The organism is Roseateles toxinivorans, from assembly GCF_004362525.1.
Taxonomy (GTDB): domain Bacteria; phylum Pseudomonadota; class Gammaproteobacteria; order Burkholderiales; family Burkholderiaceae_C; genus Paucibacter; species Paucibacter toxinivorans.
In genome coordinates this window covers 501860-524971 of the sequence record NZ_SNXS01000001.1, presented here as the reverse complement: position 1 = coordinate 524971, position 23112 = coordinate 501860, and the positions used below count along the sequence as shown (strand labels likewise).

General features: G+C 66.6%; 25 protein-coding genes. 8 read left to right on the top strand and 17 right to left on the bottom strand.

Features of this window, described 5'->3' with window-relative positions; translation table 11 throughout:
- Positions 1-6: 6 nt before the first annotated feature.
- Genes ccoG through DES47_RS02390 form a run of 7 tightly spaced genes read right to left on the bottom strand, consistent with a single transcriptional unit; the run spans position 7 to position 7119 of the window.
- On the bottom strand, positions 7-1497 hold the full coding sequence (gene ccoG, locus DES47_RS02420) for a cytochrome c oxidase accessory protein CcoG (RefSeq protein WP_133699056.1): 1491 nt from the start codon (positions 1495-1497) through the stop codon (positions 7-9).
- 9 nt (positions 1498-1506) lie between these two features.
- Positions 1507-2421: a cytochrome-c oxidase, cbb3-type subunit III gene (gene ccoP, locus DES47_RS02415; RefSeq protein WP_133699055.1), complete on the bottom strand. Its 915-nt coding sequence runs from the start codon at positions 2419-2421 to the stop codon at positions 1507-1509.
- Complete coding sequence (locus DES47_RS02410; protein ID WP_133699054.1) at positions 2418-2612, bottom strand: cbb3-type cytochrome oxidase subunit 3; 195 nt, start codon at positions 2610-2612, stop codon at positions 2418-2420. Before DES47_RS02410 ends, ccoP begins: the two co-directional genes overlap by 4 nt.
- 9 nt (positions 2613-2621) lie before the next feature.
- The gene (gene ccoO / locus DES47_RS02405; RefSeq protein ID WP_133699053.1) at positions 2622-3242 is read right to left on the bottom strand and encodes a cytochrome-c oxidase, cbb3-type subunit II; all 621 of its coding nucleotides are present in this window, start codon (positions 3240-3242) and stop codon (positions 2622-2624) included.
- A gap of 16 nt (positions 3243-3258) precedes the next feature.
- A complete protein-coding gene (ccoN, locus tag DES47_RS02400) occupies positions 3259-4719 on the bottom strand; it encodes a cytochrome-c oxidase, cbb3-type subunit I (protein WP_133699052.1) in 1461 nt (486 codons plus the stop codon).
- 40 nt (positions 4720-4759) lie between these two features.
- Entirely contained in the window at positions 4760-4942 is a 183-nt protein-coding gene (ccoS, locus tag DES47_RS02395) for a cbb3-type cytochrome oxidase assembly protein CcoS (RefSeq protein ID WP_133699051.1), read from the bottom strand.
- Positions 4943-4950: 8 nt separating this feature from the next.
- Positions 4951-7119: a heavy metal translocating P-type ATPase gene (locus DES47_RS02390; protein ID WP_243748123.1), complete on the bottom strand. Its 2169-nt coding sequence runs from the start codon at positions 7117-7119 to the stop codon at positions 4951-4953.
- A gap of 258 nt (positions 7120-7377) precedes the next feature.
- Here DES47_RS02390 and DES47_RS02385 point away from each other — a divergent pair, with 258 nt between their 5' ends.
- Entirely contained in the window at positions 7378-7824 is a 447-nt protein-coding gene (locus tag DES47_RS02385; RefSeq protein ID WP_425057400.1) for a DUF192 domain-containing protein, read from the top strand.
- A gap of 19 nt (positions 7825-7843) precedes the next feature.
- Here the strand turns inward: DES47_RS02385 and DES47_RS02380 are convergent, their stop codons facing one another.
- The 4 genes from DES47_RS02380 to xseA form a co-directional block, all read right to left on the bottom strand.
- Positions 7844-9265: a sensor histidine kinase gene (locus tag DES47_RS02380; protein ID WP_243748176.1), complete on the bottom strand. Its 1422-nt coding sequence runs from the start codon at positions 9263-9265 to the stop codon at positions 7844-7846.
- Positions 9265-9987, bottom strand: a complete 723-nt coding sequence (locus tag DES47_RS02375) for a response regulator (protein ID WP_133699047.1) — start codon at positions 9985-9987, stop codon at positions 9265-9267. Before DES47_RS02375 ends, DES47_RS02380 begins: the two co-directional genes overlap by 1 nt.
- A 47-nt stretch (positions 9988-10034) precedes the next feature.
- The gene (locus DES47_RS02370; RefSeq protein ID WP_133699046.1) at positions 10035-10616 is read right to left on the bottom strand and encodes a superoxide dismutase; all 582 of its coding nucleotides are present in this window, start codon (positions 10614-10616) and stop codon (positions 10035-10037) included.
- Between the two features lie 98 nt (positions 10617-10714).
- Complete coding sequence (xseA, locus tag DES47_RS02365) at positions 10715-12016, bottom strand: exodeoxyribonuclease VII large subunit (protein WP_133699045.1); 1302 nt, start codon at positions 12014-12016, stop codon at positions 10715-10717.
- 374 nt (positions 12017-12390) lie between these two features.
- On the opposite strand from xseA, the gene DES47_RS02360 reads away from it, so the two are divergent.
- The 7 genes from DES47_RS02360 to DES47_RS02330 all read left to right on the top strand — a co-directional run bounded on the left by DES47_RS02360 (position 12391) and on the right by DES47_RS02330 (position 17254).
- Complete coding sequence (locus tag DES47_RS02360) at positions 12391-13068, top strand: MotA/TolQ/ExbB proton channel family protein (protein WP_133699044.1); 678 nt, start codon at positions 12391-12393, stop codon at positions 13066-13068.
- Positions 13069-13081: 13 nt separating this feature from the next.
- On the top strand, positions 13082-13525 hold the full coding sequence (locus DES47_RS02355) for an ExbD/TolR family protein (RefSeq protein ID WP_133699043.1): 444 nt from the start codon (positions 13082-13084) through the stop codon (positions 13523-13525).
- Positions 13526-13538: 13 nt separating this feature from the next.
- Positions 13539-14567, top strand: a complete 1029-nt coding sequence (gene lpxK, locus DES47_RS02350) for a tetraacyldisaccharide 4'-kinase (protein WP_133699042.1) — start codon at positions 13539-13541, stop codon at positions 14565-14567.
- Positions 14568-14582: 15 nt separating this feature from the next.
- Positions 14583-14786 carry a Trm112 family protein gene (locus tag DES47_RS02345; RefSeq protein WP_133699041.1) on the top strand — a complete coding sequence of 68 codons (204 nt, stop codon included), beginning with the start codon at positions 14583-14585 and terminating at the stop codon, positions 14784-14786.
- 85 nt (positions 14787-14871) lie between these two features.
- Entirely contained in the window at positions 14872-15639 is a 768-nt protein-coding gene (gene kdsB, locus DES47_RS02340; protein ID WP_133699040.1) for a 3-deoxy-manno-octulosonate cytidylyltransferase, read from the top strand.
- A gap of 84 nt (positions 15640-15723) precedes the next feature.
- A complete protein-coding gene (adk, locus tag DES47_RS02335) occupies positions 15724-16377 on the top strand; it encodes an adenylate kinase (RefSeq protein WP_133699039.1) in 654 nt (217 codons plus the stop codon).
- Between the two features lie 109 nt (positions 16378-16486).
- Complete coding sequence (locus tag DES47_RS02330) at positions 16487-17254, top strand: 3-hydroxyacyl-CoA dehydrogenase (protein WP_133699038.1); 768 nt, start codon at positions 16487-16489, stop codon at positions 17252-17254.
- 51 nt (positions 17255-17305) lie between these two features.
- Here the strand turns inward: DES47_RS02330 and DES47_RS02325 are convergent, their stop codons facing one another.
- The 6 genes from DES47_RS02325 to DES47_RS02300 all read right to left on the bottom strand — a co-directional run bounded on the left by DES47_RS02325 (position 17306) and on the right by DES47_RS02300 (position 23010).
- Entirely contained in the window at positions 17306-18559 is a 1254-nt protein-coding gene (locus DES47_RS02325; protein WP_133699037.1) for a hypothetical protein, read from the bottom strand.
- Positions 18560-18641: 82 nt separating this feature from the next.
- A complete protein-coding gene (locus DES47_RS02320; RefSeq protein ID WP_208114882.1) occupies positions 18642-19073 on the bottom strand; it encodes an ExbD/TolR family protein in 432 nt (143 codons plus the stop codon).
- A gap of 16 nt (positions 19074-19089) precedes the next feature.
- Positions 19090-19518, bottom strand: a complete 429-nt coding sequence (locus DES47_RS02315; protein WP_133699036.1) for an ExbD/TolR family protein — start codon at positions 19516-19518, stop codon at positions 19090-19092.
- Between the two features lie 21 nt (positions 19519-19539).
- Positions 19540-20370, bottom strand: a complete 831-nt coding sequence (locus DES47_RS02310) for a MotA/TolQ/ExbB proton channel family protein (protein WP_133699035.1) — start codon at positions 20368-20370, stop codon at positions 19540-19542.
- Positions 20371-20477: 107 nt separating this feature from the next.
- On the bottom strand, positions 20478-21128 hold the full coding sequence (locus tag DES47_RS02305) for an energy transducer TonB (RefSeq protein ID WP_133699034.1): 651 nt from the start codon (positions 21126-21128) through the stop codon (positions 20478-20480).
- A 700-nt stretch (positions 21129-21828) separates the two neighbouring features.
- A complete protein-coding gene (locus DES47_RS02300; RefSeq protein WP_133699033.1) occupies positions 21829-23010 on the bottom strand; it encodes an aspartyl/asparaginyl beta-hydroxylase domain-containing protein in 1182 nt (393 codons plus the stop codon).
- Positions 23011-23112 lie beyond the last annotated feature (102 nt).

The following is a 23112-nucleotide window of genomic DNA, read 5'->3' as shown; positions in this document are numbered from 1 at the left end:
ATCCGCTCAGCGGGGCACCACAAAGGTTGACTTTTCCAGCACGGTGGGCACTGGCTGTTCGGCCCCGCCCATCCGCTCGATCTTGAATTTCATCGGGTGAGCCCCCGGCCCGGCCGCCTTGGCCGACTCGGGCGGCAGCTGTACCGCCACCGACACCCAGCGCGCCTCCGTCGAGGCCACGGCAACTTCGCCGCCACTGCCTAGCCGCAAACCTGGCAGACCTTCGACACCGATGCGATAGCGCTGCTCGGACTCGGTGCCGTTCATGATCTGCAGGCGGTAGACGTTCTCGATGAAGCCGTCGTCGACCAGCCGGGCCAGCGAGGCGCGATCGCGCACCACATCGACACGGAAGGGGCTGCGCAGATTCAAGCTCAGCAGCAGCCCGGCGCACAAAGCCAGCAGGATCACGGTATAGATCAGCACCCGCGGACGCAGCACGCGCTGGAACATCTGCTTGCGCGTCCAGCCGCCGTCGATGCCGTGCTGGGTGGCATAGCGGATGAGGCCGCGCGGGTAGTTCATCTTGTCCATCACCTCGTCGCAGACGTCGATGCAGGCGGCGCAGCCAATGCATTCGTACTGCAAGCCCTTGCGGATGTCGATGCCGGTCGGGCAGACCTGCACGCACAGCGTGCAGTCGATGCAGGAGCCCAGATTCAGCGCCGCCGGATCGGCCTTGCGCGAGCGCGCACCGCGTGGCTCGCCGCGTTGTGTGTCGTAGCCGATGATCAGCGTGTCCTTGTCGAACATCGCGCTCTGGAAGCGCGCGTACGGGCACATGTATTTGCACACCTGCTCGCGCAGGAAGCCGGCATTGCCATAGGTGGCCAGGCCGTAGAACAGCACCCAGAACCATTCCCAGGGGCCAAAGCCCAGGCTCATCGCCTCGGCCGCCAGCTCACGTATCGGCGTGAAATAGCCGACCAGGGTGAACCCGGTCCACAGGCTGAGCAGCAGCCACGCCGCCTGCTTGCCACCCTTGCGCGCCAGCTTCTCAGCCGACCAGGGCGCGGCATCCAGGCGCATGCGTGCGGTGCGGTCGCCCTCGAAGTGGCGCTCTATCCACAGAAAGATCTCGGTGTAGACGGTCTGCGGGCAGGCGAAGCCGCACCACAGCCGCCCGGCCACCGCGGTGAACAGGAACAGCGCGTAGGCGCTGATCAGCAGCAAGGCCGTCAGGTAGATGAAGTCCTGCGGGTACAGCACCAGATCGAAGATGTAGAAGCGTCTCGTGCCCAGGTCGAACAGCACGGCCTGACGCCCGTTCCAGGGCAGCCAGGCCAGGCCGTAGAACACCAGCTGCGTGGCCCAGACCAGCGCCCAGCGCCAGGCGGCGAACCAGCCATGCACCGAGCGCGGGTAGATCTTCTTCTCCGACACATACATCGAGACAATCTCGATGCCCGCGCCCCCCCCGGCGCTCGATGCCACCACCCGCCCCGCCCCCTTGGAGGCGGCCGGGGCCGGGGTGGCTGGCTTGCTGCTGTCGTCCATGTCGCTCGCTTACTTCGCTGCCACCGTGCTGGACTGCGACAGGCCCCAGACATAGCCGGCCAGCACATGGATCTGCTCGGCACTGAGACGTGTGTCGTGCGCAGGCATGACGTTGTTCTTGCCCTGGCCGATCATCGCGATCACCGCGTCCTCGCCCCAGCCGTGCAGCCAGACCTTGTCACTCAGATTGGGCGCTCCCAGGGCCTGATTGCCCTTGCCGTCCATGCCATGGCAGGCCGCGCAGGCCGCGAACTTGGCCTTGCCCAGCTGGGCCGCGACCGAGTTGTGCGGGCTGCCCGACAGGCTCAGCACATAGTTGGCGACATTGCGCACATCATCGGGCCCGCCGACCGCAGCGGCCATCGGCGGCATCATGCCATTGCGCCCCTTGGTGATGGTCTCGGCGATGGTCTCGAGCTTGCCGCCCCACAACCAGTCCTGGTCGGTCAGATTGGGAAAGCCCTTGCTGCCCTTCGCGTCGGAGCCGTGGCAGGCCGCACAGTTGTTGGCGAACAGCCGCTCGCCGATGGCCATGGCCTGCGGGTCCTGATGCAGCTGCTCGGCGCTCATTGCGCTGAACTTGGCGTATATCGGGGCCATCGCCGTGCGGGCCTGGTCCATCTCGGCCTTGTGCTGGCCGACACTGCTCCAGCCCAGGCTGCCGGCGACGCTGCCCAGGCCCGGATAGAGGCCCAGGTAGATGCCAGCAAACACCACCGTCAGCACGAACAGGCCCATCCACCAGCGTGGCAAGGGGTTGTTCAGTTCACGCAGGTCTTCATCCCAGACATGGCCGGTGGTGTTGTCATTGGCCATCACCTTGCGGCGGCTGGCGATGATCAGCAAGACCAGGCACAGCAGCAGGCCGAGAATCGTGGACGCGGCCACGAACAGCGACCATCCGGAAGAGAAAAAGTCGCTCATGCAGATCTCCCCTTGGTTGCGGGTGCGGCGGCGGCTTCGGCCGCCAGCAGGGCGTCGTCTTCCTGCAGGGGCAGCGCCGCGATGGCGTCGTACGCATGCTTGTTGCGCCGCGAGTAGGTCCGCCAGACGATGGCCAGAAACGCCACCAGCGACAGCACGGTGACCAGGGCCCTCATAAGATTGATGTCCATTTGCTTTCCTTATTTCACCGCAGTGCCCATGACCTGCAGGTAGGCGATCAGGGCATCAAGTTCGGTCTTGCCCTTCACCGCTTCGCCCGCCTTGGCAATTTCGTCGTCGCTGTAGGGCACGCCCAGGGTGCGCAGCGCACGGAACTTGGGCGCCATGTCTGCGGGGACCAGGTTGTTGGTCGCCAGCCAGGGGTAGGCCGGCATGTTCGACTCGGGCACCAGGTCACGCGGGTTCAGTAGGTGGATGCGATGCCACTCGTCGCTGTACTTGCCGCCCACGCGGTGCAGGTCCGGGCCGGTGCGCTTGCTGCCCCACTGGAAGGGGTGGTCGTAGACGAATTCGCCGGCGGTCGAGTAGTGGCCATAGCGCAGCGTCTCGGCGCGCAGCGGACGGATCATCTGCGAGTGGCAGTTGTAGCAGCCCTCGCGGATGTAGACGTCGCGGCCCGCGAGCTGCAAGGCGTCATAGGGCTTCAGCCCCGGCACCGCCTGCGTGGTCGAGCGCTGGAAGTACAGCGGCACGATCTCGACGATGCCGCCGACGGCCACCGTCAGCAGTATCAGCACGATCATCAAAAAGTTGCTGGTCTCGATTCTCTCGTGACCGGCGGGCGCGTGTGGAGTCGCCATTGTTGTTCTCCTCGAGTCAAGCATGGGCCGGCACGGCCGGCACCTGCGGAATTGCGACCGGCGTTGCCCGGCCCGCGCGCACCGTCATCACCACATTCCAGGCCATGATCAGCATGCCGCTCAGATAGAGCAGGCCACCCAGCAGCCGCACCACATAGAACGGGAAGGTCGCCTTGACGCTCTCGACAAAGGTGTAGACCAGGGTGCCGTCCGGATTGATGGCGCGCCACATCAGGCCCTGCATCACACCGGCAATCCACATCGCGGCGATGTAGAGCACGATGCCCAGCGTGGCGATCCAGAAGTGCAGCTCGATGGCCGACTTGCTGTACATCTGCGTGCGGCCGAACATGCGCGGGATCAGGTGGTACAGCGCGCCCATCGAGATCATGCCCACCCAGCCCAGGGCGCCGGAGTGCACATGGCCGACGGTCCAGTCGGTGTAGTGGCTCAGCGCGTTGACCGTCTTGATCGACATCATCGGCCCCTCGAAGGTCGACATGCCGTAAAAGGACAGGGCCACGATCAGGAACTTCAGGATCGGATCATCACGCAGCTTGTGCCAGGCGCCCGACAGGGTCATCACGCCATTGATCATGCCGCCCCAGCTCGGCGCCAGCAGCACCAGCGAGAACACCATGCCCACGCTCTGCGCCCAGTCGGGCAGCGCCGTGTAGTGCAGATGGTGGGGGCCGGCCCACATATAGGTGAAGATCAGCGCCCAGAAGTGGACGATGGACAGCCGGTAGCTGTAGACCGGACGGCCCGCCTGCTTGGGGATGTAGTAGTACATCATCCCCAGGAAGCCGGCGGTGAGGAAGAAGCCCACCGCATTGTGGCCATACCACCACTGCACCATCGCATCCTGCACCCCGGCGTAGGCCGAGTAGCTCTTGAACAGGCTCACCGGAATGGCGGCGCTGTTGACCAGATGCAGCAGGGCCACGGCGATGATGAAGGCGCCGAAGAACCAGTTGGCGACGAAGATGTGATTGATCTTGCGCCGGCCGACGGTGCCGAAGAACACGACCGCGTAGGCCACCCAGACCAGGGTGATCAGGATGTCGATCGGCCACTCGAGCTCGGCGTATTCCTTGCCGCTGGTCATGCCAAGCGGCAGCGAGACCGCCGCGGACAGGATCACCAGCTGCCAGCCCCAGAACACGAACCAGGCAAGACCTGGCGCGAACAGGCGGGTCTGGCCGGTGCGCTGCACCACATGCAGCGAGGTGGCCATCAGCGCACAGCCGCCGAAGGCAAAGATCACCGCATTCGTGTGCAGCGGACGCAGGCGCCCGTAGCTCAGGAAGGAGATGCCCATGTTCAACTCGGGCCAGGTCAGCTGCGCGGCGATGATCACGCCCACCAGCATCCCGACCACGCCCCACAACACCGAGGCCAGTGCGAACATGCGCACCACGCCATCGTCATAGACGGGGCCCGGTGGGCGCCCCTGACTTGCTGCCAAACTTGCCATTGAAGTACTCCTCATACCCTTGATGCAAACAGGGGAATTGTTAGGGGGCGGACGGCCTTGCACCTTGATGAGCGTCAAGCTCGGGGCCGTCTTCATCCACTATCCGTGCGCCTTCTCGCTCCAGGTCTTCCAACTGGCCGCTGTTGAGCGCCCAACCGAACACACCCACGATCATCAGGACCAGCAGAACCGAGATCGGGACCAGCAAATACAGTATGTCCATCGCGTCGGTCACTCCTTCTTGTCAAGACCGCGCCCCAGGCGCAGGCTGTTGCTGACCACCAGCAGCGAACTCGCCGCCATGCCCAGGCCCGCGGCCCAGGGCGGCAGCCAGCCCATCAGTGCCAGAGGAATGCACGACAGGTTGTAGGCCAGCGCCCACGCCAGGTTCTGGCGCACCACGCGTCGGGTGCGCAGGGCCAGGGCCCGCGCAGCGACGATATCCATCAAACGCTCGGACAGCAAGAAGCCATCGGCCTGGGCCTTGGCAACCACAGCGCCCTGCCCCATCGCGATCGACGCGTCGGCCTGGGCCAGCACCGGGGCGTCGTTGATGCCGTCGCCCACCATCAGCACCCTGTGGCCAGCGGCCTGCAGCGCGCTCACATGGGCCAGCTTCAGCTCGGGCGTGGCCGCGCCCACCGCATTGGCGATGCCGGCCCGGGCCGCCACCTCGGCCACGCGCGCCGAGGCGTCGCCGGACAGCAGGCTCAAGCCCAGGCCCTGGTCCTGCAGGGCCTGAACGGCCCGCAAGGCATCGGCACGCAGCGTTTCCCGGAAACGCAGCATCAGGGCCGGGGCACCGGCTCCGGCAACCGGCGGGCGCTGCGGGCCGAACACCAGCTGGGCGACCTCGCCGTCGACGGCAGAACCCTCCCCCATGACCCAGGCCTGAGCACCCAGACGCCAGACCTGGCCCTGGGCATCGCGGGCCTGCAGGCCGCAACCAGCGACCTCGACGATGTCGTGCCAAAGAGGCTCGTCGCCACCGGGCGTGCAGGCACGCGCCAAGGCCCTGGACATTGGATGGCGTGACTGCCGAGCCAGGGCGGCTGCCTGAAGCAACAGCGCCGGATCGAGCGCATCGGCGTCGCACAGCTCCAGTTCGTCTTCGGTCAGCGTGCCGGTCTTGTCGAACACCACATGGGTCACGCCGGGCAGGCTGTCGAGCAGCTCCATGCGCTGCAGCAGCAGGCCACGCCGCGCCAGCGCGCCGGTGGCCGCCAGCCATGCGGACGGAGTGGCCAGGGCGAGTGCGCAGGGGCAGGTGACGATCAGCACGCTGACGGCCACCCAGACCACCCGCGACGGATCGATGAAGCTCCAGACCAGCGCACCGCCGGCAGCCAGCACCAGCACGCCCCAGAGGAAGAACGCCCCCACCCTGTCGGCCAGACGCAGCTGCTGCGGGCGGCGGGTCATCGCGCTGCGCATCAGAGCCTTGATGCCCTCGAAGCGGGTGTCCGCGCCGACGCGCTGCACCCACACCGTCACCGGGGCCTGAAGATTGACGCTGCCGGCCACGACGCTGTCACCCTTCCGCTTGGGGACAGGCCTTGACTCGCCGGTCAGCAGCGCCTCGTCGGCCTCGGTACCGCCCTCCAGCACCTGACCATCGGCCGGAAACCCCTGGCCGGCAAAGACGCGCACACGGTCACCGACGACCAGCTCCCCGACGCGCACCTGGCTCAGCGTGCCATCGGCATTGATGCGCTCGGCCAGCTCAGGCAGCTGGGTCAGGGCCGCCTCAAGCGAGGCCGCGACGCGATGTCGCGCGCGCAGCTCCAGGTAGCGGCCGGTGAGCAGAAAGGCGACGAACATCGTCAGCGAGTCGAAGTACACCTCGTGCCCGAACACGCCGCCCGGATCGAAACTGGCGCCGGTGCTGGCGGCGAAGCTCACGGCCAGCCCCAGCGACACCGGCACGTCCATGCCCAGGCTGCGCTGCCGCAATTGACGCCAGGCCGACTGGAAGAAGGGGCCGGCGGCGAACAGCATCACCGGCAGGGTCAGCACCCAGCTGCCCCATTGCATCAGCAGCTTCAGATCCGGGGCCATGTCGCCGGCCTCGGCGAAATAGGCGGGCGCGGCCAGCATCATCACCTGCATCATCAGGAACCAGGCCACGAACAGACGCCACACAGCCTTGCGATGCTCGACCTTGCGCAGCGCCAGTGCAGGCGCAGCGACGTCGGGCGCCGCGCCGTAGCCGGCCTTGGCGATCGCCCTCAGCAGTGCCGGCGCATCGGTCAGCGCAGGACTCCATTGCAGGGACAGGCGCTGACTGGCCGCATTGACCTGGGCATCCAGGACGCCCGGCTGCCGCTTCAAGGCCGTTTCGATGATGCCGGCGCAGGCGGCGCAGTACAGGCCGCTGAGCACCAGCTGCGAGAGCGCCACGCGCTGGCCATCGGTGCCACTCTGCCACTGTGAACAGTCGACCAGACAGCCCAGCCCTGCCCTGGCTTCACCGGCGGGCGGTGCGACAGGCGCACACCCGTCCACCGACAAGACAGGCAAGACCGTGGGACAGGAAGCGGAGGACATCGGTGCGCGTATCAGTGCAAGCAGGCAGCGCCCATAATCTAGGGGAGACTACCACCGGCCCACATGATCCATATCAAGTCCCTCACCCCATCGCACCTTCGTACAAGGCTCTTGACATCGCTGAGCGCACTGTTGCTGGGCGCGATGCTGACGCTGGCCGGACCGGCCATGGCCCAGGACGGCCCGCAGCGGCTGCCGGCCGTGACCCTCAGCCTGGGCATGCACAAGATCAGCGCCGAGGTGGCCCAGACGCCCGACGAGCGCACCATCGGCCTGATGCACCGCAGCAGCATGGGCGCCAGCCAGGGCATGCTGTTCGTGTTCGAGCAGGCCGGTCAGCAGTGCTTCTGGATGAAGAACACCCTGCTGCCGCTGGCCATCGCCTTTGTTGCCGATGACGGCACCATCGTCAACATCGACGAGATGAAACCGCAGACGCTGGACTCGCACTGTTCGACCAAGCCGGTGCGCTTCGTGCTGGAGATGAACTCGCGCTGGTTCGACAAGCGCGGCATCAAGGCCGGGGCCAAGCTCAGCGGCCAGCCCTTCAAGCCCTGAGACCGCGAGAGGCAACGGGTCAGCAGCTCAGCACCATGCTGATGCGCAGGCCCGGGTAGTCCGGCCGCGACTCTGCCAGCAGCCGCCCGCCCAGGCGCACCACCACATCATGGGCAATGGCCAGGCCCAGGCCGGTGCCGCCGTCGGTGCGGGTGTCGGCGCGTTCGCCGCGCCAAAAGGGCTCGCAGATGCGTGGCAGGTCGGCAGCGGCAATGCCCGGCCCGTCGTCCTCGACACTGAGCAGGGCCCCGCCCGGCTGGGCCAGCACGCGCACGACGATGTTCGGTCCGCCATAGCGCAGCGCGTTGTCGATCACATTGGCCAGCGCCTCGCCCAGCCAGAGGCCGTGGGCACGGGCCAGCACGATGTCATCGGGCGCCTCGAGGGCCAGGTTGCGCCCCTCGCGCAAGGCACGCAGCGCCAGCGGCTCGGCCGCCTCCCGCACCAGGGGCACGATGTTCTGCAGCGACTGCTCGCCCTCGAAGGACAGCGCCGCCTCGGAGCGCACCAGGCTCAGCAGCTGGCCGATCAACCTCGAGAGCCGGTCGCTGGACAGCAGCAAGGCATTGATCACTGGCGCATGGGCCTGGTTGGCACAGCTGGCCAGCTCCTGCTGCAGCTCCTGGGTCAGCACGCGTATGCCGGCCACCGGTGTGCGCAGTTGGTGGGCCGCATCGGCGACAAAGCGGCGCTGCACCGACACCGAGGCCCGCACATCGCTGAGCAGGGTGTTGATGCGTTCGATCAGCGGCAGTGCCTCCAGTGGCACCTGGTCCAGGGACAGGGGCCGCCAGTCGCGCTCGCCACGGCCGGCCACCTCGGCGGCCACGGCTTGCAGCGGCCGCACGCCGCGGCTGATGCCCCAGGCCAGCAGGATGAAGGTCAGCGAGCCCAGGGCCAGCGCCGGCAGGGCCATGGCGAGAAGGATGTCTCGCAGCAGCGCCTGGCGCTTGTCCGGCGTCTCGACGACGATCAGGGTGACCGAGCTGTCCAGCATCGGCGAGGCCACGGAGAACATCGCCGCACGCACCGTCTTGCCCTGATGGCTGGTATCAACCAGCAGCGGCCGCTCGAAACTGGCCGAAGGACCCGCCAGGGTCGGCACGGGCAGCGGCACCGGCACCAGCGCATCGCCGGCCAGCACCGTGCCATCGGCGGCCAGCAGCACGAAGCCGTTGCGCTCGCCGCCGTCCCAGCTGGGCGCCTCCATGGCCTGGCGCGTGCGATCCAGAAACGGGCCGCGGTCGGACCAGGTGATGCGGGCAGCAAGCGCCGCCGCCTCGTCCTGCAGGCCGCGGTCGAAGGCGGCATTGGCGCTGTTGCGGGCCAGCCAGAAAGCCCCCATCACGGCCATGCCCATGCCCAGCAACCAGACCCAGGCCAGCGGCACCAGCAACTGCCGACGCAGACTGCGCCGTCGCGGGCCGCCGAGCGCCATCATCACGACGAGGTGTCGGTGGGCTCGGGCGGATCGGCCGGGTGGGAGGAATCCGCCGGCTCGCTGAGCTCCATCATGTAGCCGAAGCCCCGCACCGTGCGAATGCTGATGCCCAGCTCGGCATAGCGCTTGCGCAGCCTGTGCACATAGACCTCGACCGAGTTCTCGCTGAAATCCGACTCCCAGCTCGACAGGGTGGCGACGATGGCATCCTTGCTGACGACCTTGCCGGCGCGCTGCATCAGCATCTCGGTCAGCGCGTATTCGCGCGGGCTGACGCGCACCGGGGCGCCGCGATAGCTCAGCTCGCGATGCGCAACATCGAGCTGCAACTCGCCCAGTTGCAGGGTCTCGGTGACGCGGCCGTGGACCCGGCGCTTCAGAGCACGCAGCCGCGCGATCAGCTCGGGCAGGTCAAAGGGCTTGACCAGATAGTCATCGGCCCCGGCATTGAGCCCGGCCACGCGGTCGGCCAGCTCATCACGGGCGGTCAGCAGCAGCACCGGCAGCGTAGCGCCACCTGAGCGCCAGCGGCGCAGCACGCTCATGCCGTCCATGCGCGGCAGGCCCAGGTCCAGCACGGCCAGGTTGTACTGGGCGATCAGGCCCGGTGCCACCGCATGCTCGCCATCGGCCAGCAGGTCCACCCGCCAACCCTCGCGCTCGAGCGCGCGCACCAGGCCCAGGCTCAGTGCGGGATCGTCTTCAACGAGCAGGATGCGCATCGTGAAAAAGGCCGGTCAGTGACCGGCCTTGTCGGTGTGCACCAGGCTCAAGCGAAGTTGGCTTCGGCAAAGTCCCAGTTCACGAGGTTGTTCAGGAACACCTCGAGGAACTTCGGGCGCAGATTGCGGTAGTCGATGTAGTACGCGTGTTCCCAGACGTCGACCGTCAGCAGCGCCTTGTCGGCGGTGGTCAGCGGGGTGCCGGCAGCGCCGGTGTTGACGATGTCCACCGTGCCATCGGGCTTCTTCACCAGCCAGGTCCAGCCCGAACCGAAGTTGCCGACGGCGCTCTTGGTGAAGGCCTCCTTGAACGCGTCGTAGCTGCCCCACTTGGCATTGATGGCATCGGCCAGCGCGCCCTTAGGTGCACCGCCGCCGGCCGGCTGCATGCAGTTCCAGAAGAAGGTGTGGTTCCAGATCTGGGCCGAGTTGTTGTAGATGCCGCCGCTGGACTTCTTGATGATCTCTTCCAGGGTCATCGTCTCGAACTCGGTGCCCTTCTGCAGATTGTTCAGGTTCACCACATAGGCGTTGTGATGCTTGCCGTGGTGAAACTCCAGCGTTTCCTGGCTGTAGTGAGGGGCGAGCGCATCCTTGGCATAGGGCAGTGCGGGCAGGGTGTGTTCCATATCGGCTCCTTGGCTTGTGAGAATAGTTGGGACGAGGTCTGGGCGGCATTGTAGGCAGCTTCGCATGGCCCGCCGGCGGCAAGCCGGCAAGCCCCTGTTCAGGGTGCGGCGTCGGGCAGCACCGAGCGCACCTGCAGCTGGGCCTGGCCATCGGCCAACACCGCATGCAAGTCCTGACCCTGGTGCAGCTGGGCCACCGAACTCAGCGGGTTGCCCTGGCCGTCGTCCAGCCAGGCAAAGCCGCGCGCCAGCACCTGGCGCGGGTCAAGGCTGCGCAAGCGCCCTTCCAGCGCGTCCAAATGCAGCTCGGCGCTGAGCCTGCGCTTCGGCCCGGCCTGCAGCAGGCGCCGACCCAGGCGGCCGGTCACCTCGGCCTGGCGGGTCTGGCTGCGCTGCACGGCCACGCTGAGCCGGTGCGACAGCCAGGCCAGCCGCTGCTGCTGGCTGGCCAGCGCATCGGCCGGCCGGGCAAGGCGCAGGGCCACACGGTCCAGGCGCTGGGCGGCGGCCTCCAGGCGCTGATCGATGCGACGGGTCAGCGCGGCGGCGAGCGCCCCCAGTGCGTCAAGATTGGCCTGGCGCGACGGCGAGACCAGCTCGGCCGCCGCGGTGGGCGTGGGCGCGCGCAGGTCAGCGGCCAGATCGGCCAGGGTGACGTCGGTCTCATGGCCAACGCCGCAGGCAACCACCAGGCCCGAGGTAGCAATCGCCCGCACCACACGCTCGTCGTTGAAGGCCCACAGGTCCTCCAGCGAGCCGCCTCCCCGACAGACAATCAGCACGTCCACCTCGGCACGCTCATTGGCCGTCTGGATCGCCCGCACCAGCGCCTCTGGCGCCTCGGCACCCTGCACAAGGCTGGGATAGACGATGACCTCGACATGGGGCGCGCGGCGTTTCAGCGCCGTCAGCACATCATGCAGCGCCGCCGCGCCCCGGGAGGTGACCACGCCGATGCGCTGCGGAAAGGCCGGCAAGGCGCGTTTGACGCTGGCATCGAACAAGCCCTGCGCCTCCAGCTTGGCCTTCAGGCGCAGGAATTGCTCATACAGCGCGCCGGCACCGGCGCGACGCATCGCCTCGACCACCAGCTGCAGCTCGCCGCGGGGCTCATAGACCGCCAGGCGCCCGCGCAGCTCGACGCGCTGGCCATCGGCCGGGGCAAAGTCCAGCAGGCTGGCCGCGCGCTTGAACATCGCGCAGCGCACCAGGGCGGCCGCGCCATCGGCGTCCTTCAGGGTGAAGTAGCAGTGGCCGCTGCTGGCCCGGCTGAAGCCGGACAGCTCACCCTCGACGGAGCAGCTGGCGAAGCGCGCCTGCAGCGCGTCGGCCACCGCCGCCACCAGCGCGCCGACACTCCAGGTCACCCGTTGCAGGCCCCGGCCGGAAGCCTCAGCCATGGGTCGCTCCAGCGGCAGGCAGGGGCCGAAACTCCACAGCGCCGGCGGCACCGATCCAGACGGCCCGTATACCAGTCACAAGCCTGAAATATCGGTGTATGTGCTTGATTTCAAAAGATTTTTTCATGCCCAATTTTTAAGCAATCTGTTGCAAGCCCTGTGTTTTCGCGGCTTGGCGGGGATTCCAGCCCGCTTGTTCACAAAGTTGTCCACAGCCACGGTGGATTGTCCGGGCCCTGTGCACAAGTCCGGCGGCGGTCACGGCCGAAAAGGCTCCGGGTTCAGGCCATAATCGCGCGTCCCGAGCCCGGGTGGTGAGCAGCCTGCACGCCGCCAGGCGCTTGGTCTGCCGGACCTGCATCAGGGGGATGTCCTTGTTTTCGATCATACAAGCCGCTGGCTGGCCGATCTGGCCCTTGCTTCTGTGCTCGGTGGTGGCGCTGACGCTGATCATCGAACGCTTTTCCAGCCTGCGCACCGTGCGCATTGCGCCCGTCACGCTGCTGGACGAGGTGATGTCGGTCACCCGGGCCAATCTGCCCGCGGCCGACGTGGTCAACAAGCTGGCGCAGAACTCGGTGCTGGGCCTGTTGATGGCCACCGGCCTGCGCGCCGTGATTGCCGATGCCCGCATCAGCGAAGACGGCCTGCGCCAGGTGTTCGAGTCCGCCGGCCGCGCCGCGGTGCACCAGATGGAACGCTACCTGAACGCGCTGGGCACGATTGCTTCGGCCGCTCCCTTGCTGGGCCTGCTGGGCACGGTGGTGGGCATGATAGAGATCTTCGGCTCGCAGTCGCCCACCGGCGGCAACCCTGCCCTGCTGGCCCACGGCATCTCGATCGCGCTGTACAACACCGCTTTCGGCCTGATCATCGCCATCCCCTCGCTGATGTTCTACCGCTACTTCCGCGGCCTGGTGGACGGCTTCACCTTGGACATGGAGCAGGCCACCGAGCGCCTGGTGCCGCACCTGATGCGCTTCTCGGTGCGCACACCGCCGGCGGTGGCCGCCGCACCGCTGCCCGCGGTGCCAGCTGCAACAACGGCATAAGCGAGGCACGGCCATGCGCTTTCGCCGCCACGAACGGGACGAGCCCGAGATCAACCTGATCCCCTTCATCGATGTGCTGCTGGTGGTGCTGATCTTCCTGATGCTGTCCACCAGCTACTCGAAGTTCACCGAGCTGCAGATCAGCCTGCCGGTGGCCGACGCCGAACGCGCCCGTGACCGGCCGCGCGAGGTCATCGTCGCCGTGTCGGCCGATGGCCGCTACTCGGTCAACCGCCAGTTGATCGACGGCCGCTCGCCCGAAATCCTGGCCCAGGCCATGACCGCCGCCAGCGAAGGCTCGCCCGAGGCGATCGTGATCGTCTCGGCCGACGCCGCCGCCGCCCACCAGTCGGTGATCAATGTGATGGACGCCGCCCGCCGTGCCGGCCTGGCCAAGCTGACCTTCGCCACCCAGACCAACCCCGGCGGCAGCCCGGCCGCCAGTCCCTCGCGCTGAGGCGCGCCGCCCCATGTCCCTGGCCCAGCGCATCGAGCGGTCCTGGCAGGTGGGCGGGCCGCTGCAGCTGGCGCTGCGCCCGCTGTCGTGGCTCTATGCCGCGCTGAGCGGCCTGCAACGCTGGCTCTACGCCGCGGGACTGCGCAAGCGCCAGGTGCTGCCGGTGCCGGTGATCGTGGTCGGCAATCTGATCGTCGGCGGTGCCGGCAAGACGCCAACGGTGCTGGCCCTGCTGCAGCTGCTGCAGCAGCGCGGCCTGCGGGTGGGGGTGATCTCGCGGGGCTATGGCCGGCGCTCGGACGCCGTGCAGGTGCTGGATGCGAAGAGCACGGCCGCACAGGTCGGCGATGAACCGCTGCTGATCCACAAGCGCAGCGGCGCGCCGGTGGCGGTCGGTCGCAGCCGGGTGGCCGCGGCGCGAGCGCTGCTGGCCGCCCACCGCGGGCTGCACCTCATCATCAGCGACGATGGCCTGCAGCACCTGCCGCTGCCCCGTGCATTGAACCTGCTGGTGTTCGACGCACGCGGCCTGGGCAACGGCCGCTTGCTGCCGGCCGGCCCTCTTCGCCAGCCCGCGCCCGCGCTGCTGCCCGCCGATACGCTGGTGCTCTACAACGCCGAGCGGCCGAGCACCCATCTGGCCGGCTATCTGGGCCGGCGACGGCTGACCGGTGCCGCGTCCCTGACCGACTGGTGGCAGGGCCGGCCGGCCAGCACCGAGCTGCTCGGGGCGCTGCGCGGCCGCCCATTGCTGGCCGCCGCCGGCATGGCCCAGCCGCAGCGCTTCTTCGACATGCTGGTCGATGCAGGGCTGAGCATCACGCGACTGCCCCTGCCCGACCACCATGACTTCGCCACCCTGCCCTGGCCCGCCGACACGGCCGACGTCATGCTGACCGAGAAAGACGCAGTCAAGATCCGGCCCGAGGCCGTTGGCGCCACCCGGATCTGGGTGGTGGCGCTAGACTTCCAACCCGAGCCGGCCTTCGAGCCGGCCTTGCTGCAGGCGCTGCAGCCCCACCTCAAACACCGACCGGGCTGAAGCCTGACCCCACCGATGGATCACCGCTTGTTGGAATTGCTGGTCTGCCCCCTGTGCAAGGGCCCGCTGGAGGGCCTGCGCGAAGCGCCGGGCGCACCGCTGCACGAACTGGTCTGCCATGCCGACCGGCTGGCCTTCCCAATACGCGACGGCATTCCGGTGATGCTCGAGAACGAGGCCCGCGTGCTGCCGCCCGCAGGCGGGGATCAACCGGAATGAGGGCCGAGCGCCGGGCCGCTCCCAAGCCGGCCCGTATCCCCTCGGGGGATCGACCGAAGGCCCTTCGGGCGAGGGGCTCCGTCCAATGAGCTTCACCGTCATCATCCCGGCCCGCCTGGCCTCGACCCGCCTGCCCGGCAAGCCGCTGGCCGACATCCACGGCCTGCCGATGATCGTCCATGTGGCGCGCCGTGCCGCACTGTCGCAAGCCAGCCAGGTTGTTGTCGCCACCGATGCCGACGAGGTGCGCACGGCCTGTGCCCGGCACGGCGTGCGCACGGTGATGACACGCCCCGACCATGCCAGTGGCAGTGACCGCCTGGCCGAGGCCTGCGAGCAGCTGGGCCTCGACGGCCAGGACCTGGTGGTCAATGTGCAGGGCGATGAGCCCTTGATCGCGCCCGAGCTGATCAATGCCTGCGCCGCCATGCTGCAGGCCCGCCCCGACTGCGTGATGAGCACGGTGGCCCATGCGCTGGAGCAGGCCGCCGACTTCACCAACCCGAATGTGGTCAAGGTCGTGCTCGATGCAGCCGGCCGCGCGTTGTACTTCTCCCGCGCGCCGATACCCTGGTGGCGCGATGGGTCGGTCGATGGCAAGGCCGTGCCGCACGCCATCACGCCGCTGCGCCATGTCGGCCTCTACGCCTATCACGCCGGCTTTCTGCGCCGCTTTCCGACCCTCGAGGCCAGCCCGCTGGAGCAGATCGAGGCGCTGGAGCAGCTGCGTGTGCTGTGGCATGGCGAGCGCATCGCCGTGCACGTCAGCGCGGCCCTGCCCGGCCCGGGCGTGGACACGCCGCAGGACCTTGAACGGGTACGCGATTTGCTCAAGGCCAGGCCCTGTTTGTAAGGGTAGCGCTAGAGTGCCCATGCTATCCTCGCTGACAAGCCCGAGGCGCTGTGCAAGCGCCCTCACACAGCATTGAGGAGACCCATGCGACTGATACTACTGGGCGCCCCCGGCGCCGGCAAAGGCACCCAGGCGGCCTTCATCTGCAACAAGTTCGGCATCCCGCAGATTTCCACCGGCGACATGCTGCGCGCCGCAGTCAAGGCGGGCACACCGCTGGGCCTGCAGGCCGATGCTGTGATGAAGTCGGGGGCCCTGGTCAGCGACGATCTGATCATCAGCCTGGTCAAGGAGCGTATTGCCCAGCCAGACTGCGTCAATGGTTTCCTGTTCGACGGTTTCCCCCGCACCATCCCGCAGGCCGATGCGATGAAGGCGGCCGGCGTGAAGCTCGACTATGTGCTGGAAATCGATGTGCCCTTCGAGGCCATCATCGAACGCATGAGCGGCCGCCGCTCGCACCCGGCCTCGGGCCGCACCTACCACGTCAAGTTCAACCCGCCCAAGGTCGAGGGCCGAGACGACGTGACCGGCGAGGCGCTGATCCAACGTGATGACGACAAGGAAGAGACCGTCAAGCATCGCCTGAACGTCTATCAGGCGCAGACACGCCCGCTGGTCGACTACTACGGCAGCTGGGCCAAGACGGGAGACGCGCAGGCACCTCAGTACCGCCGCATCGAAGGCATGGGCACGGTGGACGAGATCACCGCTCGGGCCCTGGCAGCGCTCTCCTGAGTTCGCGCCGAACCGGAACACAAAAGCCGCTTTTCAGCGGCTTTGTTTTTGCCCGACAATTGACGTTTACGTCAACGTAACTCGACTCTCATCTTCAGGAGACGCTTCCATGGAAATCGCAGGCAAGGTATTCATCGTCACCGGCGGGGCATCGGGCCTCGGTGAAGGCACGGCACGCATGCTGGTGCGCGAAGGCGCCAAGGTGGTGATCGCCGATCTGGCCGAAGAGCGGGGCCAGGCCCTTGCGGCCGAGCTGGGCACCGAGGCAGCCGCCTTTGTCCGGTGCGACGTCAGCCAGGAGGCCGACGGCCAGGCCGTGGTGGCCAAGGCCACCAGCATGGGCAAGCTGATGGGCCTGGTGAACTGCGCGGGCATCGCGCCGGCCGCCAAGACCGTGGGCAAGGAAGGCGCGCATGGCCTGGGCCTGTTCGCCAAGGTGATCACGGTAAACCTGATCGGCAGCTTCAATATGATCCGCCTGGCCGCCGAAGCGATGTGCAAGAACGAGGCTGAGGCCACCGGCGAGCGCGGCGTGCTGATCTCGACCGCCTCGGTCGCCGCCTATGACGGCCAGATCGGCCAGGCCGCCTATGCCGCCTCCAAGGGCGGCGTGGTCGGCATGACCCTGCCGATCGCCCGCGACCTGGCTCGCAATGGCATCCGCAATATGACCATCGCCCCTGGCATCTTCGGCACGCCCATGCTGTTCGGCATGCCCCAGGACGTGCAGGACGCGCTGGCCGCCGGCGTGCCCTTCCCGTCCCGCCTGGGCAAGCCCGAGGACTATGCCAAGCTGGTGCACCAGATCATCACCAACGACATGCTCAATGGCGAGGTGATACGGTTGGACGGGGCCATCAGACTGGCGCCAAAGTAAAAAGAAAAACGGACCTCGCGAGGTCCGTTTTTTCTTGGGCAGAACGAAGAATTAGCGCTTCGCGCTGCGCGACTGTATGACCCACAGGCGAGCCAGATCGGCCGCGCCATCGTTGCCACGCACCGAGCGCCAGGTCTGCTGCGCCTTGCTGACGTCGCCGGCCAGCATATGGGCCAGGCCCAGGTGCAGCTTGGCGTCCTCGGGGCGCTTCAGGCTGCCCTTGGCAATGCCTTCCTCGATCAGCTTGGCGCCCTTGGCGGCCTGGCCGTTGTAGGCCACGCCCAGACCCAGATTGGCCAGCGCATTGCCGTCCTTGGCGGCCTTGGCCTGAGCCTCGGCCTCGGCCTCACCGGCCTTTGACTCGGCCAGACGCTTGACCATCAGGTCACGCAAGCGCTTGTGGCGCTCGCCCTCGGCGCCCGCGCCCAGCACGCCAGCGGCGAAGCCCTTGTCCACCACCTCCTTGCCCTCGGCGGCCGAACCGGCCTGCACGGCCAGCTGCGACATTTCCATGTAGTCGTTGGCCGACTTCATATTGCCGGTGGCCAGCTGCAGACGATAGACATCCAGTGCAAAGCGGTCGGAGAAGGTGGACTTGCGCTGCACGCGTCCCAACACGTCGGCCCAGTACTCCTTCTTCGGGTAGTAGGCCAGCAGCTTCTCCAGCGCCATCGCCTCGGCATTGCCATCCTTGGCGCGCATAGCGGCGTTCAGCAGCAGGTTCAGCTTGTCTGCGCTCGGCGTGCGGCCAGCCTTCTCGTCGGCATTGATTTCCTCCGACACGTCCCTGATGGTGCTGGCCATGTCACCGGTCAGGAACTGCGCGTTCTGCAGCACCTGCTTCATGGTCGCGCTATTGCCGCCCTCCTTGAAGTAGCGCTGCGCCCAGTTCAGTGCCTTGCCATTCTCGTTGTTGCGCAGATAGGTGCCGGCAATCGACTCCATGATGCGCAGTTGCTCGGCCGCCGCCACATTGCCGCTGGACTTCATCACCTCGAAGCTGCGCACCATCGTGTCGGCGTCACCTGCGCCCGACGCAGCGGCGACGCGCATGCTCTCGAGCATGTAGTTCTCGTTGCCCGTGCGGCCGCCCACGGCCTCGACCTCGCGCAGCTTGGCCAGCGCGTCCTTGTACTTGCCCGACTTGATCAGCGCGGCAGCGGCCTGCAGCGGTTTGCCCACTTCCGGACGCACCGACTGACCCTGCGCAGCGGCGGCTGCAAAACCCAGACCACCGTCAGGGGCGGCACCAAAACAAAAGGCCACGGCGCCAATGGCGGCCGCGGCCACAGCTTTCAGTTTCATGCTCTTGAGTCCTAAAAAAACGCGCATCTGCCTGATCCGAAAGACCCTACAGATGCGCCTTGACCTGCCGCTTAGGGCCAACTTACTTGACGAACTGCTCGTTACCAACCATGCCCAGCTTCTTCACACCCAGACGCTGTGCAGCGGCCATCACGGCTGCCACCGAGTTGTACTCGACCAGCTTGTTGGGGCGCAGATGCACCTCGGGCTGATCGGCCTCGGCGGCCACCACGGCCAGCTTCGCCTCGACGGCGGCCTGATCGGGCAGCGCCTCGCCATTCCACAGCACCGTGCCGTCAAAGTCCACGTCGATGGTGACGACGATGGGCGGCTTGGTCGGAGGCGGCGGGTTGCCGGCCGGCATGTTCAGATTGACCGAGTGCAGCTGGATCGGGATGGTGATGATCAGCATCACCAGCAGCACCAGCATCACGTCGATCAGGGGCGTCGTGTTGACGTCCATCATCACTTCCGGTTCGTCGGAGGAGCCCGAGCTACCTACATTCATTCCCATGCGTTGCTCCTAGGACTCAACCGCCACGAGCCGGGGGCTCGGTGACAAAGCTGATCTTCATGATTGCGGCCCGCTGGCAGGTGTAGACCACGCGCCCGACGGACTCGTAGCGTGCCTTGCCGTCACCGCGAATATGCACTTCGGGCTGGGGGTCCATCACTGCCACCTTCTTGAGACGCTCAAACAGGGCGTCACTGTCGGGCACCAGCGCGGTGTTCCAGTAGACGTCGCCGTCCTTGGTCACCGCGATTTCGATGTTTTCCGGCTTGGTGACGCGAACGACGTTGGTCTCTTTGGGCAGAGTCAGCGCCACCGATTGCGTCACCACCGGGATGGTGATGAGAAAGATGATCAACAGCACCAACATCACGTCCACGAGGGGCGTGGTGTTGATGGTCGAGACCACCTCGTCATCGCCGGAGGAAGATCCGACGTTCATTGCCATGATGGGCTCCGATCGGGCGGCTTAGCGCTTGGCGACGCTGCGGTTGCCCATCAGCACGCCGTGCAGATCGGCGCCGAAGGCACGCACATTGGCCATCACCGCCTTGTTGCGGTTCACCAGCCAGTTGTAACCCAGCACGGCCGGGACGGCCACGGCCAGACCCAGGGCCGTCATGATCAGCGCTTCACCCACCGGGCCAGCGACCTTGTCGATCGATGCCTGGCCGGCCACGCCAATGGCGGTCAGCGCTTGCAGAATACCCCACACCGTGCCGAACAGGCCGATGAACGGCGAGGTCGAGCCCACGGTGGCCAGGAAGCCCAGACCGCCCTGCAGACGGGTGCCGACTTCGCCAACCGAACGGTCAACGCTCATCGTGACCCAGCTGTTGTGGTCGATGTTCTCGGTCAGGGCGCCTTCATGGTGCTCGCTGGCCTCGATGCCCGACTCGGCGATGAAGCGGAACGCGCTGCCTTCCTTCAGGCCCTTGACGCCTTCGGCCAGGCTGGCCTTCTTGAAGAACGTGGCGCGCACGGCCTTGGCTTCGGTACCCATCTTCTGGGTGTCCCACAGCTTGGTGATCAGGATGTACCAGCTGCCCATGGACATCAGGGCCAGGATGGCAAGCACCCCCTTGGACACGGCGTCACCGTGCTTCAGCATGGCTTGCAGACCGTAGGGATTCTCGACGGCGGCGGCAGGTGCGGCGGGCGCGGCGGTTGCGGGAGCGGCATCAGCGGCCACGGCAGAAGCGGCATCGGCCGGCTTCTGGTCTTGGGCTTGAACCGGCGAGACGGCCAGGGTCGCGGCGAATGCAAACGCGGCGATCACAGCGGAGAGACGAGAGATCATGGAGGGGTCTCCTAGAGAAAGAAAGCGAAACTTGGGGTTTGTGAAGAAACGGTGCGCCACGCTGGTTCAGGCAGCGCCCCGCGATGTAGTCGATTCGAAAGCCTTGATCAATCGATCTTGAAAACGAATTCCTGCTGGATCTGCAAATCGGCGCCCGGGCACTCATAACCGGACATGGCGGACTCGATCGCGCTGATCAGGGCGCGCTGAGCCTTGCGGTCATTGCCGCCACGCATGTTCGCGCTCATCACCTCGATAGCCACGACCTTGCCATTCTTGACCGTGCCCTTGACGTTGAAGGTGGCTTCACCGGCCCAGTTCACGCCGGGCATTTCGGGAGTGACCATCTTGGTGCAGGCCACGCCGGCCTTGACAGGGCCGGCCGGACGCGGCGGCGGCGGTGCGGCAACCACCGGCGCCTGCACCGGGCGGATATCGGCCACCGGCGGGGGCGCCGTGGTCGTCTGCGAGATGGTCGGCGCAACGGGGGCCGGTGCGGTCACCTGGACTTCAGGCGGGGGCACGAACGGCGGCGGCGGTGCCTTCAGCTGCGGCGGCGGCGGCGGCAAGGTCTCCGGCGGCGGCGGCGGCTTCTTCTCTTCTTCGATGACCTTGGTCTCGATCGGGCCCTTCACCATCTCGACGGCCTTGCGGGCCAATCCGCTTGCAATGGCCCACACCAGCACAATGTGGATAAGGACAACGATCACGAATCCGGTGACTCGTGACGAGCTGTTCTGCTGCTGCGCAAAGTTCATGCGCGCTCCTTCATTTGACTACGGATCTCGTTCATCAGGCTCATATGCGACGGGAGGGGACGCTTCAGTAAAAAAACCCGATACAGGCGCTGAGCTTCAGATGGCACACCCAAAGCTTTGGTAGCTGAACCTGAGCGCGCCTCAAGCCGACGGCACGCATACACCGAGCGCATCTCTGATCCATGCCAAACCTTTGCGGTTCGCAGGGAGCCGCGCAACAAGGCCGGCCCGAGATGCCTCCTGACGCCAGGATGGACATGACTACTCAACACTTTGGGCGTAAAACCCAAACTCAACAAAAATGCCCGCCGGCTGATGGTTACCCATTTGGCCGTCGGGCGGTCCTTTTCGACAGGCCAGACTGTAACCGAATACAGCCCCAGTCCAACCCCGAAGCGACGCGATCATAAACGCATTCAGGGTGAGCAAGCACATGGGGCTTTCCCGGCCCTTACCGCTGTTACAAGCCTCCGAAATCGGTCGTTTGCACAGCGCCAGCCCGGTAAAACTGCAGGTGGTATTTTATTGGTCTGCCCATTGATTGACAATGCCGCAGTGCAATATACGGCCGCGGGTTTACCCTGATCCTGACCTCCGTCGCCGCAGCGGGACACACCGCCTCACCTGCTGACAAGGCCCTCCAAGCGCCAGGAACAAGGGCGGGCGGCCTCGGATTGATGGAACAAAGTTACATCGCAGACTAGATGCTCCACTCCCCCCTGCCACCCTGGTATTGGTCAATCACGTCGAACATCGCACTGACCATTTCGCGCTCAGCCAAGCTCAGCTCCGGGCGCCAGATCTCGAACAGCAAGACCACGCGCGTCTGATCGCTGCGGTTCCAGGCCTCATGCTCGATGGTGTCGTCGAACACCCAGGCCTTGCCGACCTCGCACTCCCGCGTTTCGTTGCCCACGCGCAGCGCGCAGCCGGGTGGCACGATCAGCGGCAGATGACAGATCAGCCGCGTGTTGATGAGCCCATGGTGGGGTGGGATGTGAGTGCCCGGGCGCAGCAGCGAGAACATGATCGAGGGTGAACGCCCCTTCAGCCGGGTCAGCGGCACCTCGGCCAGGGCGGCCATCGTCTTGGGACAACGCTCGGCGTTCTCTCGTACCGCCTCGCCATTGCGCCACAGATGGAAGGCGCTCCATGCCGGGTTGTTCACCAGGCCATCCTGGCGCTTGCTCGGGCGATTGGACTGCGACTGCACATAGGGCTCAAAGGGTGCGCCCTCGTCGAGAATCGCCAGCAACTCTTCGCGGATGGCGTCGGTCGCAGCCTCCAGACGCTCCAGCCAGGCGAACTGGCCGGGATCGAAGAACTGGTTTTGAGCCAGCCCGGGAAAGTAGTAGACCTTGGGCTGCTGGTAATAGATCTGCTTGCTGCCCGACAGCAGGTCGAGCGACTCGGTGAAGCGCCTGGACTCCGCGCCCAGGTCGGCGCAGGCACGGGCCATCTGCTCACGCAGATGCGCATCGAACTGCTGTGCGTAGCGTTCACACATGGCCTGCGCGCGGGCAAGCTCCTGTTGCAGCTCGCGCGGCAGTTGCGCAGGATTCGGTGCAGCGCCGATCGCCGCCCTGTAGAACATCGAAGCCGCCCTGGCGTCGCCGGCCTGATCCATGCGGTCGGCCTTGAACAGCAGCGCCTGCACATTGCCTGGTTCCAGTCGCAGTGCGGCATCCACGGCCACCAGCGCGCCCCCCTGATCCTGCAGCGCCAGACAGGCATAGGCCAGACCCAGCTGGACCGAGGCATCGGCGACCCCGCCGGCAAGCACGCGTTCAAATGAAGCACGGGCGCTCCCGGGGTCACCGCCCTTGAGCGCGGCCATGCCGGCCTGGGCGATCGTGCGTGCGTCGTTCGGGCTCATCTGCATGGGGTCGGGTCGGGTTTGAAGCGGACCCCATCATGGCCCGAATCCGGCTCCGCTGCCCTCCGGACAAGCCCCGAAAGTGCAGCCCTCCACTGCAACAGCTCA